This is a genomic window from Anaerosolibacter sp., assembly GCF_029240175.1.
Classification (GTDB): Bacteria; Bacillota; Clostridia; order Peptostreptococcales; family Thermotaleaceae; genus Anaerosolibacter.
The window spans coordinates 21,428-37,657 of the sequence record NZ_JARBTM010000014.1 but is presented as its reverse complement, the minus strand read 5'-3'; the positions used below and the strand labels follow the sequence as shown (position 1 = coordinate 37,657).

The window sequence follows — 16,230 nt, the reverse complement described above, 5'->3', positions numbered from 1 at the left end:
CTACTGGCTTCTCGCCTTTTAAAAGACGTATTTTGCTAGAAGCGAGCAGCGAGTGGCGAATAGCCTTTAAAACTTTATTGTTTTATCTAATTTTTGAATGCTTTGTCTTCTAATAAATTGGCCGTAGCCTTCCTTTCCAACAATGCCTTCTTTATCATCATAAACGAGCTTTCCACGAACCACAGTCTTTACAGGCTTACCCTTTAGCTGAATTCCATGGAGCGGATTGTATTTCGCCATGGAGTAGGTTTTCTTTTGATCAATGGTCCATTCTTTTTCAAGGTCGATGATTGTAAAGTCTGCATCTGATCCGATTAACATTGCACCTTTTTTCGGATATAATCCGTATTGTTTCGCTGGACTTGTACTTAGTACCTCTACCAGTCTTGTCAAGGTCAATCTTCCTTTGTTATAGCCTTCACTAACCAAAATTGGTACCAAAGTTTCTACACCAGGTATGCCAGGGAAAGCTGTCCAGATGTTCATGCCTTCAGCTGCTTTTTCTGTTTCGATCTCATATGGGGCATGGTCAGTAGCCATAAAGTCTACACTTCCATTTTGCAAGCCTTCCCATAGCTCTTCGTTGTCTTTTTTTGTTCTAAGGGGAGGTGCAATTTTAGCAAATGCCCCATGCTCTGTCATAGCATCTTGATAGTTAAGCATCAAGTAGTGTGGGCAAGTCTCTGAGGTAACATGTAAACCTCTCTTTTTTGCTGCGCCTACCAATTTTGCGCCTATTCCGGAGCTCATATGTACAATATGCAACCTAGCTCCAGTTGCTTCTGAGAAGTTTATACCTAGCTCAATTGCAGCTTGCTCAGCTTCTACAAGTCTTGCTTCAGCCCAAGCTGGACCATCCATTCTACCTTCTAATTGGAATTTCTTTACATGGTAATCACACATCGCGAAATTCTCTGCATGGATTCCTACTGGTAATCCTACTTCAGCTATCCATCTAAAGGCCTCTAGCATTTCAGGGTCAGTTACCCTTTCATAGGTTGGTACGGATGGTGTCATATATACCTTAAAGGCACATACCCCGTAGTCCGCTTGTTCTTTGATAATGTTTTTCTTGCCTGCACGGATATCCTCACCCGTTACGCCGCCCCACATTGCATAGTCGATGATCGCTTTATCTTTGATTGCATTTAATTTTGATTCTAATTCTTCAACACCTCTAACCGATGGCTTTGAGCAGCATGGCATATCCATGATCATGGTAAGTCCGCCAGCAGCAGCTGAGGAAGTTCCTGTTAAAAAGTTTTCACGATGGGTGAATCCCGGATCCATAAAGTGAGTATGGGAGTCAAAGCAGCCTGGAATGGTTAAATGCCCTTCTGCATCAATGACTTCTGTCGCTTCAATGCCTTCGATGTTTGGAAGAAATCCCACAATTTTCTCATCAGCAACCAAAATATTTGTTACGATTGTGTCTTCGCCCTTTGGTATCCTCGCATTTTTAACAATTACATCAAATTTCATTTTGTATCCCCCTTTTTATTATTCGGTACTATATAATTTGGTCTAGTTTAAGTAACGAACTTAATCTGCAATTAGATTCTGATCCTCGGTGCACGGTTAGCGGTTAGCGGTTAGCGGTTAGCGGTTAGCGGTTAGCGGGATTTTATTTTGCAGATACAATCATGTCAAGCACTTTTAGCCTTAACCTCAGCCTTAACCTGCCTTCTACTCAATCTCAGTCTTGATCTCGATCTGTCCTTTACTTCATCAAATGGGTCTCTAAGATTTGTTCTTTTCTTAGGTTTTCTAGCCCTAGGTAATACTCCAAGGAATTCAATAGGTAGTCAAGCTTCACTGGGCCTACGATTTCGGAGCCTGTGACAGCTACACCATATCTAGCAGCTTCATCCCTCACAAAATTGTAAGCGCGATAGAGAGGTGTTGCACCGCAGTCAAACATGTTCATGGATACAACGGTTCCTTCTCTTTCAGGGAATTTGATACCAACTGCTCTGATTGTAGAGAATCCACCGCTTGGTCCCCTTACGCCTTTGGCGATTGCTTTTGCTACATCAAGATTCTCTGTGGCCAAAAACACATTGTACGCTGTTAATCCTTCTAAATCAGCGCTGACGATGGTTGCTCCAGCTGTTGGATGTAAAGCAGCAGGACCAATATCTGGTTTTCTTTCATCGGTGTGAGCTACCAGCTTTAAGCCTTCGTATTGTCCTTTACGAATAAAAGAAAGTGCTTTTCGTTCTTCGTTTCTTGCATTTGCTCCTGAAAAAAATACAGGTACCTCATATCTCTTAAATACTTCTTCCCCGATTTCTTCCGCCAATGCCTTACACTCATCTAATGTGATATTTTTAAACGGAAAGATTGGTAATGTATCTTGGGCCCCAATTCTAGGGTGCGTACCTTGTTGTTCTTCCATATTGATTAACTCATAGCTCTTTCCAGCCAAAGCAAGAAGGGCTTCTTTTATCGGCCCAGGCTCTCCAATCAAAGTTACTACAGTCCTGTTAAAGTCATGCTCCGGCTCGTAACTGACCAATCTAGCGCCTTCTATATTCCTAACCGCATCTACAATGGACTCTACCACGTCTTTTCTTCTTCCTTCACTAAAGTTAGGAACCGCCAAGATATACTGTTTCTCATTCATTCTATAGTCCTCCTTTTAACTTATCTGTTTAGTTTTCATAATTTTATATATTTATTGAATTCTCAAAATATACTTAAAACCCTTTGTAGATTTTTTACAAAAGACACTCATGATACCTAAATATACATCGCTATTTTTTGTTTTCTTTCTATAAATTTCATAGCATTTTTTGTCGTGTTTTCCCCATCAACATACCCATAATAATGCTGATTCCAATGGTTTAATATTTTATTTTTGCTTTCTTTGTAAACCCTCTCTACTCCCTGGGTTTTTACCATAAAGCAGGAATTTATTTGATTCCATCTAATACTTATATATGAACACGAATGTATGTAAACGTAGGGGTTGCATATGATGCAACCCGCGTATTTCGCAATCATACCATAAGGAAGGAGAGAAACCATGGGTCTAAAATTGATTGATCTTTCTCAAGAAATCTATCAAGGAATGTCCGTTTTTCCAATGCACCAAAAAACATTTATCATGACCAATATGAGCCATGAGGAAAATATGTCTATGACTGGCAGTAAAAAACTGGGCTTTTCTGCGAGGAATCTATTGATCAGTGAGCACGGAGGCACCCATTGTGATGCTGTATGGGAGTACAAACCCTCAGGATTAACCATTGACAAAATGCCTCTCCAGCATTTTTGGGGCAGCGCGATCTGTATCGATGTTTCCCACGTGCCTCCAAGCCGATCTATCGAACCAGCAGATTTGGAAAAAGCCGTATCAAAATCTGGTCAAACCTTACAATCTGGCGATATCATTCTGCTATATACAGGTCATTACGATCGGAATTTTAACACGGATAAATGGCAGACCACTTATTCTGGTCTAAGCTATGCAGGCGCCAAATGGCTGGCTGAGCAAGGGGTCGTAAACATTGGTGTAGATGCGCCTGCCATCGACCACCCCGACGACATTGATTTTTCAGGACATTTGATATGCGGTGAATATGACATTACCAATACTGAAAACCTTTGTAATCTAGATAAAGTAGTTAATCAGCGATTCTTATTTTTCGGTCTGCCTCTAAAAATCAGAGATGGTTCTGGCTCACCTATAAGAGCTATTGCCTTGGTTGAAGAATAAGCAAGCAAATGCCCTTGCTCGAAAAGAGCAAGGGCATTTATTATTAATTATGAACATTTTAATATCTTCATGATTTTTAATGCTGTTTCTAAATCAAATCGATCCTCTGCATTATCCATATCTCGGCCTGTAATCTGTTTGATCCGCTGTACCCTATATAAGATGGTATTGTAATGGGTAAACAATACCTCTGACATTTTTTTTAGGTTGCCATTGGTTTCAAAGTAAACCTGTAGGGTTTTTAAAAGCTCTGTATTCTTGCATCGATCATATTCTACGAGGGATTCTAGCGTCTGCTGATAGAAGCTGTTCAGTTCCTCTTTTAAACCATCATGACATAATATTTTATAAACACCTAAGTCTTCAAAATATATCATTTTATCTCTATTCAAGAGCATTCCAGCCTCAATCGCTCGATCCGCATCCTTCACGCTCTTATATACCTGCTCTAATCCCCTGTAATTCCTGCCTACGCCAACAATAATGTTCCCTTCTTTAAAAATCTCCTTGCATAATTTTTCAATTTTACTGCCATGCTTCTTCATACGCTGTTTGGCTTCTTTCTCACTGGAAAACATGGTCAGTATGAATACTTTATCCTCTTTGCTAATCATCAACCCGTGCCATTGTTCACTCAGAAGAACCTTGTCAAGATTTAAAATAAACTTTGCCTTCAAGCTATCCAATGACTCTTGCTTCTTTTTCTTATCTCCATCCCACCCATTAATCAAGTGAATTTTTATGATCTGATAATACCCGTCAATATCCAGTTTATAGATATTTCCTCTGCTCACTGCAGCAGTTTTTCGTCTCTCATCGTTTGAAATGAGACTTTCAAAGAATTCCACCTTATATCGATGCTCCACTTCATATACGGAGCTCTTTTTCAAAAATTCCAATGCGATAATTGTAGATGCTGATTCTAATGCCACTTTATCCAAATTGCTAATGGGTCGAATGGTATCCCATACCAAAATATGCCCTTGGATATTTCCTTTCACAATGATTGGAATTACCATTTTCTTCACTGGATGCTCATCCAATAAATCCATCTTTTCTGTCTTTATATCAATTTTTCTGTTTTCATGGTTATTTTCGAAAAATACCGTACACTGTTCAATCAAACGCTTATAGTCTACGCTTTCATTTTTATCCACATGATAAACATATTCATCAAAATGATGATCTCTCACGACGATAGGATTCTTAATGGTTTGTTTCAGTGTCTTAATGATTTCTCGAATACCCCCACCCTTTAACACCACTGACATTAAGTCGTTATGAACAGCCTCCATCTTTTGCAGAAGGGTTGCCTGTTTATTGAATATTTCTTTAAAAATAGGTGTCATAATATCCGTAAACGCGGTAGCATAGTGAAGGTCTATGATGGGAAATCCCAATGAATCTGCTAGATCCATTACTTCTTTTGAAAGACCATCAATGTAGGGATATATCTTAATCCCAATACCTGCCAACCTTTTTTTACTACATTCCTTGATGAGCTTTTTCTGGAGCTCTATATCATCCTTCTGAAAGGAATATGCTGTTGTCAGCAGCAGTTCTCCTTCATTTACCCAATGGAGAATGTCTGGGTCGGCCATGATATTCAATCGTGTAATTGTATTGTCAATCCCTCCATATCCAGCGATGATTTTGGATTTATCCATACAATCCATTTCCATGGCCTGCCGAATAGTAATACCACTTTCCTGTAATATCATAGCTACACCCCTAGCTATCAGATTTTTATATCAAGGCATGTGATTAACTTAACTATCTCCTATTAATACATTTCTAAGCTTTGGGCTGAAATTCCTGCTCATTTCAAAAATAATCCGAATTATCACTCTTTCTTTTTCGACAATTCCTGTATCTTCTTTTGAAAAAAGGCGTGTTCTTTTGAATATTCAAAAGAACACGCCTTTGCTCTGACTCTATTCATATACCATTTGTTCATCAGTCAAATCTCACCAGCACCTTTAGCTTAGATCCATCATTATTTGTTAACACTTCAAATGCATCTATAACATCCTCTAACGCAAATACATCCGTCACCATCTTATCAATCTCTACTGCACCACTGGATACCAGATCAATCAATGGCACAAAATCATTTAGACTATTTCTTGAACCGTATACATCCAATTCCTTCTTCAGTAGAATAGAATGATTGAAGGTGGTTTCTTTTTTCCCGTTGCCGATGAGTATACTTTTTCCACCGAAAGCTGCAAAATCAATGGTATTTAAAAAGGTTTGAGGTAATCCTGCTGCTTCGATACATACATCCATACCATTGCCATTCGTAATTTCTGTGACTTTTTCTTTTAAATCCTCTTTGGCACTATTGATCACTCCGTCAGCGCCCATCATTTTTGCATGCTCTAATCTTCCATCAAACACATCTGTAATATATACTTTTGCACCTCTTAGTTTTGCAGAAATCATTGCAAAAATACCGATGGCACCTGCTCCAAATACCAATACGTTATCTCCCTTTTGTATATCTCCCCTATTTACGGCATGATAGCTGATAGAGAAAGGTTCTATCAATGCCAACGTCTTTGCTGATAATCCTTTCCCATCATAAATTCGTTCTATAGGCATGGTAATATATTCAGCAAAGGAGCCGTCTCTTTGAACACCCATGGTCTCATTGGACTCACAGCAGTTTACCTTTCCTCTCTGGCAGGAATAACAGGAACCACAATTAAAGTATGGATTTGCCGTTACATGCATTCCCTTTTCTAAACCGAAATCATTCGCTTCAATTTCTACGATTTCAGCAGAAAATTCATGACCTGGAATTCGTGGATAGGTTGCAAAAGGTTGATTACCTGTATAAGTTGCGATGTCCGAACCACAAATGCCACAATATTTTATTTTTAAGAGGGCTTCTCCCTTTTTGGGAATAGGCCTATCTATTTCTACAACCTCAATTTTACCCGCTTCTTTTATATGAACCACTTTCATTTTTTCCATATTTTTCCTCCTGTACTGCCCATTAAGCCCAGCCCAATAGATACAACACTTCCTATCTGTGACTTTCTATACTAATAGATTTTCATCAGGGCTGCTTCCCGAGCATTTGATAAGTGTTCCCGTATGGTTTCCTCTATCTTTTCTTCATCCCTTGCAATTAAAGCTTCGATGATCGCAAAATGCTCGGGTCTCGATCTTCTTTCAATGTCATCTATTTCTAAAGTAGACATCACGCGAATTCTAAAGTCTAGATCATATATCTCATTGATAAATCTTATAAGATGATGATTATTTCCAGCTTCAACAATATATTTATGAAACTCAAGATCTAGGTCAAAATACTTTATGTCAATGGGCTTGCCTAAATCGAGCTTAACATTTTCAAATTTTTCCTTTAAACCAAGCAGATATTCTGTAGACATATTTTTACAGGCTAACCTTGCCATATATGGCTCAACCATTTCTCTTATTTGGAATACCTCATGGATGTCTTTCGCAGATATAGGAGAAACGATCATCCCTTTTCTAGGGTAGATGGTTATAAACTTTTCCTGATTGAGTCGTAAAATTGCCTCTCTTACGGGTGTTCTACCAATCCCCAGTACTTCAGCAATTTGAGCTTCTGATATGTCACTACCCGGCATCCACTCACATTTAACTATTTTTTCTTTGATGAGTGTATATGCTTTTTCCTTTAAAGGCAACTGCTTCTCTTTTGTATTCTTCATGAATGACCCCACCTAGCTACATAAATTTAAAATACATCCTCTATTTTCTTTATGCGCCCATAATTCACTATTGGACTATTTATTATTCTCTGATGAATAGCCCACATCCTGCCTATCCTATAATTTTAAAAGCTAATTTTAACCCCTTCTCTTAATAAAATAGGTTTACGACTCCGGTTGAAAAAATTGGGAAGAAAGTTAATAGTATTAAACATGTAAATAGAAGAATGTAGAAAGGCACTGCCTCTTTGATAAATGTTTTAATTTTACATTTTGTAATTCCACAGGTAACGAACATTAAAGTTCCCATAGGCGGTGTAATACAACCAATGGCACTGTTAAAGATAAATATCATGGCAAAATGAATTTCATCGATGCCATAGGCTTTTGCCACGGGTGCCAACAATGGTACCAATACAATCATAGATGCATTTCCTTCGATAAACATTCCTACGAAGATCAAAAATACATTAACAACCATCAGAAACACATACTTATTGGAGATGGTATTGATAATTACTTCCGTAAGCTGCTGGGGAATTCTTTCCTTTGTAAGAATCCATGCGAAGGCAGAAGCAGCGCCAACGATGAGCATAATAGAAGATGTACTGGTGATGGTTTCTTTTAATCCCGCAATAACTTCCTTCATGCCCATTTCTCGATACACAAAACCAAGGAATAATGAGTAAATAATGGCAACAGCACCAGCTTCCGTTGGTGTAAACATTCCAATACGAATTCCACCAATGATAATGATCGGCAACAGCAGAGGCAAGGCTGCACCCTTTAAAGCAGAAGCGAACTCCCTTGGCGCAATAAACTTCTCTCTCACTGGCTTGTATCCACGTTTCTTGGAAATAATCGAAACGAGAATCATCATCGAAGCACACAATAAAACACCTGGTCCAATTCCTGCAATAAATAGCTTACCGATGGAAACATTGGCAATAGATCCATAAATGATCATGGCAATTCCTGGAGGAATCAACGGTGTAATCATGGCTGAAGCTGCCGTAACCACTGAAGAAAATTCCTTTGAAAAACCTTTTTTCTCCATCTCTGGTACCAGCATTTTTGACTGCATAGCCGCATCAGCAAGGTTTGATCCTGATAGTCCACCCATTAAAGTTGATAGCAATACATTCACCTGGGCAAGACCACCGTTCATATGACCCGTCAATGCTTCAGCAAAGTTCATCACTCGCTTTGTAACACCAGAATAGTTCATGTATACGCCGGCACACATAAAGAAAGGGACTGCCAAAAGTGGAATGCTCTCTATTCCTGAAATAACACGCTGTGCAATAATTTGTGTCGGAACATTAGGCGTTAAAGCAAAATAGGTAATTGACCCGGCAAAAACTGAAATGAATACGGGAACCTTTAGAAACAAAAAAGCCAGCATAACAATGGCCGCAAGACCCACAACACTTATACCCATTTTTACTCGCCTCCTTTTACATCATTCTTTGAAACGAAAATTGACTGTATTGTCATCATTGTATAATTGATCATCATCAGCCCACAACCAATTGGGAATGCTGAATATATCACAGGGTACGGTATATCTAAAATGTTTGTCAATCTGCCAGTTCTCAGCAATTGTCCAACAAGTTTACTTCCGTGAATCATAAAGTACGCAAGAACACCCATCACGACAATATAAATAAACACTTCAATCATTTTTTTCAAACTAGAAGGAAACATATCTACTAGAACATCTATAGCTACATGGCTATGTGTACGAAACGCTGCTCCCCCACCAAAAAAGGCAATCCATACAAAACACCAAAGCTGAACTTCCTCTAACCACATAAAGGGACTGTTTAAAAAATATCGAGTGATCACGCCTGTAAAAGTAACGGCAATAAGCACAACCAAGGTAATCCCTGTAATAAATAGATCTAAATTCAACAGGTAGTTCAATGCTTTATTTTCTGTCTTCATTTTGTACTCCTTTCAATATATAGTCCGGAGGCAAGTACTTGCCTCCGGATAGAAAATAATTTTATCCAGTTTTCAGGTATTTACTACTTCATGTTCTCTTTTACAGTCTCATATAATCCTTCTGACCACTGAGATGTAAATACTGGAAGAGAGTAGAAAGACTCAGCTGCTTTTTTGAACTCATCTTGGTTTACTTCAATGATTTCTACGCCTTCAGCCTTGAATTTCTCTAAAGTCTCAGCCATTACCTTTTCTTGTACTTCATTGTTGTAGATACCAGCTTCGTTTCCTGATTCAATTAAGATTTGCTGCTGTTCAGGTGTTAAAGAATTAAAGAATTCTGTACCACAAATCCAAGTTGTAAAGTTTTTCACGTGGGCATCTAATGTTAAATATTTAGCAACTTCATGGAATTTTCCATTATATAACACTGGTAGTGGATTCTCAAGTCCATCAATGGTACCTTGCTGTAAAGAAGTGTATACTTCTCCCAATGCCATAGGTGTTGGTGTTGCACCTAGAACTTCAAAGCCTTTGATTTGGATTGTGTTGTTTGGTACACGGATTTTCATGCCTTTAAGGTCTGCCGGTGTTCTCACTGGCTTTTTTGTAAGGGTGTGACGATCTCCATACATCCAGTTAGAAGTTAAGATCTTTAATCCTTGTTCTTCTAACTTAGCACTTTGATCTGCATACCAATCGCTTTTCGTAAGATTCCATGCATCTTCCCAAGTTTCAAATAAGTACGGTCCAAAGACAATTCCGAAATCAGGTACGCCACGGTCTGCATAGAAAGCACCATCAGCCAATGTAATTACAGAGTCTCCTGCTAACATCTGGTCGATAATGTCATTTTTAGATCCTAACTGACTTGAAGGAAATACTTCAACCTTCATTGTTCCATTACTTTTCTCTTCTACAAGTCTTTTCCACTCATTTACTGCTAGATCAAGGGGTTCACCAGGGTTATTCTCATAACCGATTTGAATAACAACAGGCTTAGCTTCCTCTGTTGCAGTATCTCCTTGTGGTGCTGCTGGAGCACCACATGCTGCCAATAACGACAACATCATAATAGCTACCATTAAAAATGCAATCTTTCTTTTCATCTTCATCTACCTTTCTTTTATTTATTTATTTATGCGCCAGGGCGCATATAAACAATTTAATCTTTCATAGGTCTCTGTTTCCGATAAAAAAACGTTTGCATACCGCTCTAAAAAAACGGGTATCTCCCCATCTTTTACTAGAACAATGACCTGCAGCATACAGCACAATTTGGAATATAATTCCACAAATAATATCAAATATCTCTGTGATATATCACTGATATATCACAATATAAACTATATATTATTCTCCTTATTTCGTCAACCTATTCATATCACTATTTTGTGTTTACTTTTTAACAATCAAAGTAAGTATTTACCAAGTTTTTGGTTCTCGTAATTAATAAAGGTTGCGACATAAATGTGGCAGATCATGATTTTCAACGTAGGGGTTGCATAGTATGCAACCCGCCTAGATTTTATGGCATTCTTACGGGTCGCATACTATGCGACCCCTACAATCTCAACCTAAATACTAATCTCTGTCTTGTGTCGTATTTCCCTACAATTCTGTTCCTAACTACCCAATCCATTTTAAACCATCACCTAAAAGAAAGAAGAGCCTGTGCATGCACCAGGCTCTTCTTTCATCTATATCTATATTTAGGGAGAAAAAGTACTTAATATAGGCTTTCCGGTCTTTGGATAAAGTGAAGAATATTCCCCTCGATATCTCTGAAAAACACGGTTTTTACACCATTTGGATTAGCCTTTAGTTCTTCGATGATTTCTACATTATCGCTCTGTAAATTTTTATATTCCTCTTCGATCTGATCTGTCCCAAAGGCCAAATGACGAACGCCTTGGTGCTTATTTGAAACCACAGTTCCATCCTCATCAGCAGGATAGATTTCAATCATGCTTTCATCCTCCATCAAAAGGAAGAAAGTGGGATTCTCTTTCTTATTGTCATATACTACCTTAAACCCAAATAGTTTTACATACCAATCTTTCAATGCGATTGTATTCTTTGCACAAATTCCTACATGTTCTAATGTTCTCATGTGCTCATCCCCATTCACTCTGTGATTATCGTTGTACTCTTCCTGATGCATCACCCTTGATGAGTGTTTCTACTTCTTCAACAGATACAAGGTTAAAGTCTCCAGGGATTGTATGCTTTAATGCAGAAGCACCCACTGCAAATTCTAATGCCTGCTTAAAGTCTCTTCCTGAAATAAGACCATAGATTAATCCGCCAGCAAAGGAATCTCCGCCGCCTACACGGTCTACGATTCGGATATCATATCTCTTTGAATGATAGAACTCGCTACCGTCATAAATAAGGGCAGACCAGCTGTTGTCTGATGCAGAATGGCTTTCTCTTAATGTTGTTACAACATATTTAAAGCCAAATTGCTCCTTCATTTGCTTGAAGATATCCTTATAGCCTTCTAGCTCCAATTCACCCTTTGTTACGTCTGTATGTCCTGGCTTAAAGCCCAATACTTTTTCTGCATCTTCTTCATTTCCGATACATACATCTACATACTGCATAAGGTTCGTCATTACCTTTTTTGCCTGCTCTGGTGTCCATAATTTCTTTCTATAGTTTAAGTCTACACTTACAGTTACCCCATGTCTTTTTGCAGCCTTTAGGGCCTCTTCCGTAAGCTGGGCAGCTTTTTCACCTAATGCCGGTGTAATTCCTGTAAAGTGGAACCATTCTGCATCCTTAAAAATCTCATCAAAATCAAAATCACTAGCTTCTGCTTCTGCAATCGCTGAATTCGCTCTATCATATACCACCTTGGAAGGTCTCATAGAAGCACCATTTTCCAAGAAGTAGATACCTACTCTATCACCGCCGCGGGCGATATAATCCGTTTGTACACCAAATTTTCTTAAACTGTCTACAGCACACTGTCCAATTTCATGTTTTGGAAGCTTTGTTACGAAATGTGCATCTAAGCCATAGTTTGCCAAGGATACGGCAACGTTTGCCTCTCCCCCTCCATATACTACATCAAAAGAATCTGATTGAGAAAATCTTTTAAACCCAGGAGCAGAAAGTCTTAACATGATTTCTCCCATGGTTACTACTTTTTTAGCCATTATATGTTCCTCCCTATGCTCTCGCTTTTTTTACTTCTTCAACGAATTTTCTTGCAGTTTCAGTTACCAAATCGTAATCTCCCGTTTTGGCACCCTTCGTTAAATCTCCGCCAGTTCCTACAGCAATGGCACCCGCTTTGATCCAATCCTTCACATTATCTAGGCTCACACCACCTGTAGGCATAAAGTTTCCTTGAGGCAAAGGCCCTTTGAATGCACTAATAATAGATGGACCAAACGCATTTCCAGGGAATACCTTTACAATCTCAGCGCCGTACTCAAGTGCTTCGATCGCTTCCTTTACGGTCATGATCCCAGGCATTACCGGGATTCTATATCGATTGCATAGCTTTACAGTTTCAACATTTAAGCTTGGACTAACGATGTATTTTGCACCTGCCAATATACACGCCCTTGCAGTCTCAGGATCAAGAACTGTTCCAGCACCAATGATCACATCTTCATTTTTGTAAACCTCAGATAATTCCTTAATGATATCTACTGCTCCAGGCACTGTCATGGTGATCTCTAAAGCCTTGATACCGCCTTTTTTTACTGCTTCGATAATTTTCATACCTTGTTCTTTTGACTCAGCGCGGATAACTGCCACAACGCCGCTCTCTACGATCTTTTGAATCGTTTCAATCCTTTTCATAAAACACCTCCGAAATTGAGTGATGTGTTGTCTGACATCGTATAACTATATTATATAATATATCCCAAAAAAATCAATGGCAAACTTTTTATTTAAATCCATAAAATCCACGCTAATTTTTATTGTTTTCACGGTTAAGCTTTTCATACCACTCAAATGCTTTTATTGCCCCAATTGCACTGGACTTTTCCAAAATCCATTGATCTACCCTTAACACCTGTTTCATATCATAGCCTTGGATTCTCAATGCCTCCCAATATAGGTCCCTGAGTATTACAGCTCCACCAATCAATATTTTCAGATGCCCCTCTTGTAAATATTCTTTTACAGATTCTATGTCATAGTAGCTTACGGCCCCTGCAATAAAGTTTGCCCGTTGATTTTCAGTAGCATCGGTAAACAAGTCTAGAATTCTTACCAAAAAACATGCCTTTGAAAAACCATACTTTCTTGCAGCCTTAACTCCTTTTTCAACATATTCTTGATCTATTGAAGTTACAAGATTTCTTGGAATAGAATCCGCCAAAATTGTCTCCCTCGATAGAGCCCACAATAATTCGCCCATGAGGGTAGTACTGCATTTTTCTATTCTCTGTCTATCATCAATGAAAACAAATTTGGTGTGAGAGCCTGGCGAAACAAACAGGATATTTCCTTTTTCTTCTAATAATTGTAAAGTACCGAATGCCTCTACCTCCTCCCCCCGCATCATATCTATTTCCTCAAAATTATCTATATCTCTAGACTTTACCTTATTTTTTACACCTGGAATAAAGTATATTGGATGATCCACAATATCATGAAAAACTTGGCTTTTTATGGCTTTTCCCAAATCACTTATGCTTACTGGTGTCTCCAAGTGAGGAATCTCCATGAGCCCTAAATTTGATGTAATCATCCCCGAAGCAATAATCCTCTCTGTATCTCCCAACGTTTTATTGCAAACCCTTAAACAATGGGAAATTCCATCTTTTAATGCTGTTTTCAGTTTTTCTATATTGCCGGTGATGGCCGTATCCCTTACACCCGTATGCTCCTTATATTCTCCTAGAATCTCCTGGCCCTCGATAAATCTGATTCTCGTATTGGTTGTACCTACATCAATTGTTATATAACCCATAAATCGGCACCTCTTTACCCATACTTTTATTTTTCCTTCGCAGTCCTGACGATGGCTGTAAATGCTGATGCTAATTCCGTAATCTTTTCATATCTTTTTTCTTCTATATACTTTTTATTGATCAATGTACTTCCCACGCCAATACTCATTGCCCCTGCACCAATAAATGCTGCAGCATTCTGTAAGCTTATTCCACCAACTGCCATGATTGGAATATCCTCAAGCGGCCCTCTTACTTGTTGGATATATTTAGGGCCCAGAATATCTGCTGGAAAGATTTTTACAATGTCAGCACCCCACTTATATCCGTGTACCATTTCTGTAGGTGTGTAAACGCCCGGCACTGAGATTACACCATGCTGATTGCATATTTCGATAACCTCACGATGGAGGCTGGGACTTAATATGAATTCTGCTCCTGCTTCAATAGCTTCCTTGGCTATTACATCATCTAGTACGGTTCCCCCTCCCACCAATAAATCATCTCCAAAGGCTGCTTTCATTCTATAAATCATCTCTTTGGCACCAGGGGTATTAAACGTAACCTCCAGACATCGAATCCCACCCTCATACAAAGCCTTTGCAATGTTCATTGCTTCCGTTTCCTCGATGCCCCTTAATATTGCTACGATCCCCTCATGCTCCAGTCTCTTCAACTTATCTTGTTTTCCCATCGTTCTTTCTCCTTATTCAAAGTATATCTATGCTTTTCTAACTGTTTACCATTCGGCTACGGTACCATCTTCGTTTCGCCATATTGGGTTCTTCCAATTGTGTCCCCTTGCTGCTGCTTCCCTTACATATTCTTCATTGACATTCACCCCGAGTCCCGGCCCTGTGGGAATATTCACATATCCATTCTCATACTGAAAAACAGTTTTGTCTGTCAGGTAATCCAACAGATCACTGCCTTCATTGTAATGAATGCCTAGGCTCTGTTCTTGAATAAATGCATTTGGCGTACATGCATCCAGTTGCAGGCATGCAGCCAAAGCGATTGGCCCCAGTGGACAATGGGGTGCCACTGCCACATCATAAGCCTCGGCCATGGCAGCAATTTTTCTGCACTCAGTGATTCCCCCAGCATGGGAAAGATCAGGTTGAATGATGTCTACATATCCATCCTCGAATATCTTTTTAAAGTCCCAGCGGGTGTACATTCTTTCTCCTGTGGCGATAGGCGTTGAAGTGTGGGATGCAATGGCCTTCAAGGCATCTAAATTTTCTGTGAGTACGGGTTCTTCGATAAACATAAGGTTATAGGGTTCCAATGCTTTTACCAATACCTTTGCCATGGCCTTGTGCACGCGACCATGAAAGTCTATCCCGATGCCAAAATGATTCCCTACCACCTTTCGAATGGCCTCTACTCTTTGAATGACATCCTCGACCTTCTCGTAACTATCGATATAATGTAATTCCTCTGTTGCGTTCATCTTTATGGCAGTAAATCCGGCTTTCTTTTTCTCCAATGCAGCTTCTGCAACATCGTTTGGCCGATCTCCACCTATCCATGAATAGACTTTTATCTTATCCCGGCATGCTCCGCCCAACAGTTCATGCACAGAGGCATTATAGTATTTTCCTTTGATATCCCATAAAGCTTGGTCAATGCCCGCGATGGCACTCATCAAGATAGGTCCTCCCCGGTAGAATCCACCCCGATAAAACACTTGCCAGTGATCTTCTATTCTTAAAGGATCTTTACCTATAAGATAATCTCTCAACTCTTCTACAGCAGCTTTCACCGTATGAGCCCGTCCTTCTACTACAGGTTCTCCCCACCCGCAAATGCCAGCATCTGTTTCAATCTTCAAAAATAACCACCTTGGTGCAACGGTAAATAACTCTAGCTTTGTTATTTTCATAATGCTTCCTCCTAGATGTGAAAATATAAATAGCCCATCACTTATGAC

The 16,230-nt window shown here is 39.2% G+C and carries 15 protein-coding genes; 1 reads left to right on the top strand and 14 read right to left on the bottom strand.

Going from position 1 to position 16,230, the window contains the following annotated elements:
- Window positions 1–66: 66 nt before the first annotated feature.
- The gene (locus K0R93_RS11295; RefSeq protein ID WP_300301277.1) at window positions 67–1,482 is read right to left on the bottom strand and encodes a dihydroorotase; all 1,416 of its coding nucleotides are present in this window, start codon (window positions 1,480–1,482) and stop codon (window positions 67–69) included.
- A gap of 238 nt (window positions 1,483–1,720) precedes the next feature.
- A complete protein-coding gene (gene ftcD, locus K0R93_RS11290) occupies window positions 1,721–2,626 on the bottom strand; it encodes a glutamate formimidoyltransferase (protein WP_300301275.1) in 906 nt (301 codons plus the stop codon).
- A gap of 402 nt (window positions 2,627–3,028) precedes the next feature.
- On the opposite strand from ftcD, the gene K0R93_RS11285 reads away from it, so the two are divergent.
- Window positions 3,029–3,721, top strand: coding sequence for a cyclase family protein (locus K0R93_RS11285; protein ID WP_300301273.1), 693 nt, complete (start codon window positions 3,029–3,031; stop codon window positions 3,719–3,721).
- A gap of 47 nt (window positions 3,722–3,768) precedes the next feature.
- On the opposite strand, the gene K0R93_RS11280 is transcribed toward K0R93_RS11285, so the two are convergent.
- The 12 genes from K0R93_RS11280 to dgoD all read right to left on the bottom strand — a co-directional run bounded on the left by K0R93_RS11280 (window position 3,769) and on the right by dgoD (window position 16,182).
- Window positions 3,769–5,442 carry a PucR family transcriptional regulator gene (locus tag K0R93_RS11280; RefSeq protein ID WP_300301271.1) on the bottom strand — a complete coding sequence of 558 codons (1,674 nt, stop codon included), beginning with the start codon at window positions 5,440–5,442 and terminating at the stop codon, window positions 3,769–3,771.
- A gap of 235 nt (window positions 5,443–5,677) precedes the next feature.
- Window positions 5,678–6,700, bottom strand: coding sequence for a zinc-binding alcohol dehydrogenase family protein (locus K0R93_RS11275; RefSeq protein ID WP_330685145.1), 1,023 nt, complete (start codon window positions 6,698–6,700; stop codon window positions 5,678–5,680).
- 71 nt (window positions 6,701–6,771) lie between these two features.
- Complete coding sequence (locus K0R93_RS11270) at window positions 6,772–7,428, bottom strand: GntR family transcriptional regulator (protein WP_300301269.1); 657 nt, start codon at window positions 7,426–7,428, stop codon at window positions 6,772–6,774.
- Window positions 7,429–7,579: 151 nt separating this feature from the next.
- Window positions 7,580–8,869: a TRAP transporter large permease gene (locus tag K0R93_RS11265; RefSeq protein WP_300301267.1), complete on the bottom strand. Its 1,290-nt coding sequence runs from the start codon at window positions 8,867–8,869 to the stop codon at window positions 7,580–7,582.
- Between the two features lie 2 nt (window positions 8,870–8,871).
- Complete coding sequence (locus tag K0R93_RS11260) at window positions 8,872–9,375, bottom strand: TRAP transporter small permease (RefSeq protein WP_300301264.1); 504 nt, start codon at window positions 9,373–9,375, stop codon at window positions 8,872–8,874.
- Window positions 9,376–9,458: 83 nt separating this feature from the next.
- A complete protein-coding gene (locus K0R93_RS11255; protein ID WP_300301262.1) occupies window positions 9,459–10,484 on the bottom strand; it encodes a C4-dicarboxylate TRAP transporter substrate-binding protein in 1,026 nt (341 codons plus the stop codon).
- Window positions 10,485–11,104: 620 nt separating this feature from the next.
- Window positions 11,105–11,488 carry a VOC family protein gene (locus K0R93_RS11250; RefSeq protein WP_300301260.1) on the bottom strand — a complete coding sequence of 128 codons (384 nt, stop codon included), beginning with the start codon at window positions 11,486–11,488 and terminating at the stop codon, window positions 11,105–11,107.
- A gap of 25 nt (window positions 11,489–11,513) precedes the next feature.
- Window positions 11,514–12,539 (bottom strand): sugar kinase, encoded by a 1,026-nt coding sequence (locus K0R93_RS11245; RefSeq protein WP_300301258.1) that lies wholly within the window; start codon window positions 12,537–12,539, stop codon window positions 11,514–11,516.
- A gap of 13 nt (window positions 12,540–12,552) precedes the next feature.
- Window positions 12,553–13,194 carry a bifunctional 4-hydroxy-2-oxoglutarate aldolase/2-dehydro-3-deoxy-phosphogluconate aldolase gene (locus K0R93_RS11240; protein WP_300301256.1) on the bottom strand — a complete coding sequence of 214 codons (642 nt, stop codon included), beginning with the start codon at window positions 13,192–13,194 and terminating at the stop codon, window positions 12,553–12,555.
- Between the two features lie 112 nt (window positions 13,195–13,306).
- A complete protein-coding gene (locus K0R93_RS11235; RefSeq protein WP_300301253.1) occupies window positions 13,307–14,314 on the bottom strand; it encodes a 2-dehydro-3-deoxygalactonokinase in 1,008 nt (335 codons plus the stop codon).
- A gap of 26 nt (window positions 14,315–14,340) precedes the next feature.
- Window positions 14,341–14,988: a bifunctional 4-hydroxy-2-oxoglutarate aldolase/2-dehydro-3-deoxy-phosphogluconate aldolase gene (locus tag K0R93_RS11230; RefSeq protein WP_300301251.1), complete on the bottom strand. Its 648-nt coding sequence runs from the start codon at window positions 14,986–14,988 to the stop codon at window positions 14,341–14,343.
- A 45-nt stretch (window positions 14,989–15,033) separates the two neighbouring features.
- Entirely contained in the window at window positions 15,034–16,182 is a 1,149-nt protein-coding gene (dgoD, locus tag K0R93_RS11225; protein WP_300301249.1) for a galactonate dehydratase, read from the bottom strand.
- Between the last annotated feature and the right edge of the window lie 48 nt (window positions 16,183–16,230).

Excerpts from the sequence above, each read along its gene's own strand:
- K0R93_RS11295 (WP_300301277.1), bottom strand. The coding sequence starts at position 1,482 with ATGAAATTTGATGTAATTGTTAAAAATGCGAGGATACCAAAGGGCGAA.
- ftcD (WP_300301275.1), bottom strand. The coding sequence starts at position 2,626 with ATGAATGAGAAACAGTATATCTTGGCGGTTCCTAACTTTAGTGAAGGA.
- K0R93_RS11285 (WP_300301273.1), top strand. The coding sequence starts at position 3,029 with ATGGGTCTAAAATTGATTGATCTTTCTCAAGAAATCTATCAAGGAATG.
- K0R93_RS11280 (WP_300301271.1), bottom strand. The coding sequence starts at position 5,442 with ATGATATTACAGGAAAGTGGTATTACTATTCGGCAGGCCATGGAAATG.
- K0R93_RS11275 (WP_330685145.1), bottom strand. The coding sequence starts at position 6,700 with ATGGAAAAAATGAAAGTGGTTCATATAAAAGAAGCGGGTAAAATTGAG.
- K0R93_RS11270 (WP_300301269.1), bottom strand. The coding sequence starts at position 7,428 with ATGAAGAATACAAAAGAGAAGCAGTTGCCTTTAAAGGAAAAAGCATAT.
- K0R93_RS11265 (WP_300301267.1), bottom strand. The coding sequence starts at position 8,869 with ATGGGTATAAGTGTTGTGGGTCTTGCGGCCATTGTTATGCTGGCTTTT.
- K0R93_RS11260 (WP_300301264.1), bottom strand. The coding sequence starts at position 9,375 with ATGAAGACAGAAAATAAAGCATTGAACTACCTGTTGAATTTAGATCTA.
- K0R93_RS11255 (WP_300301262.1), bottom strand. The coding sequence starts at position 10,484 with ATGAAAAGAAAGATTGCATTTTTAATGGTAGCTATTATGATGTTGTCG.
- K0R93_RS11250 (WP_300301260.1), bottom strand. The coding sequence starts at position 11,488 with ATGAGAACATTAGAACATGTAGGAATTTGTGCAAAGAATACAATCGCA.
- K0R93_RS11245 (WP_300301258.1), bottom strand. The coding sequence starts at position 12,539 with ATGGCTAAAAAAGTAGTAACCATGGGAGAAATCATGTTAAGACTTTCT.
- K0R93_RS11240 (WP_300301256.1), bottom strand. The coding sequence starts at position 13,194 with ATGAAAAGGATTGAAACGATTCAAAAGATCGTAGAGAGCGGCGTTGTG.
- K0R93_RS11235 (WP_300301253.1), bottom strand. The coding sequence starts at position 14,314 with ATGGGTTATATAACAATTGATGTAGGTACAACCAATACGAGAATCAGA.
- K0R93_RS11230 (WP_300301251.1), bottom strand. The coding sequence starts at position 14,988 with ATGGGAAAACAAGATAAGTTGAAGAGACTGGAGCATGAGGGGATCGTA.
- dgoD (WP_300301249.1), bottom strand. The coding sequence starts at position 16,182 with ATGAAAATAACAAAGCTAGAGTTATTTACCGTTGCACCAAGGTGGTTA.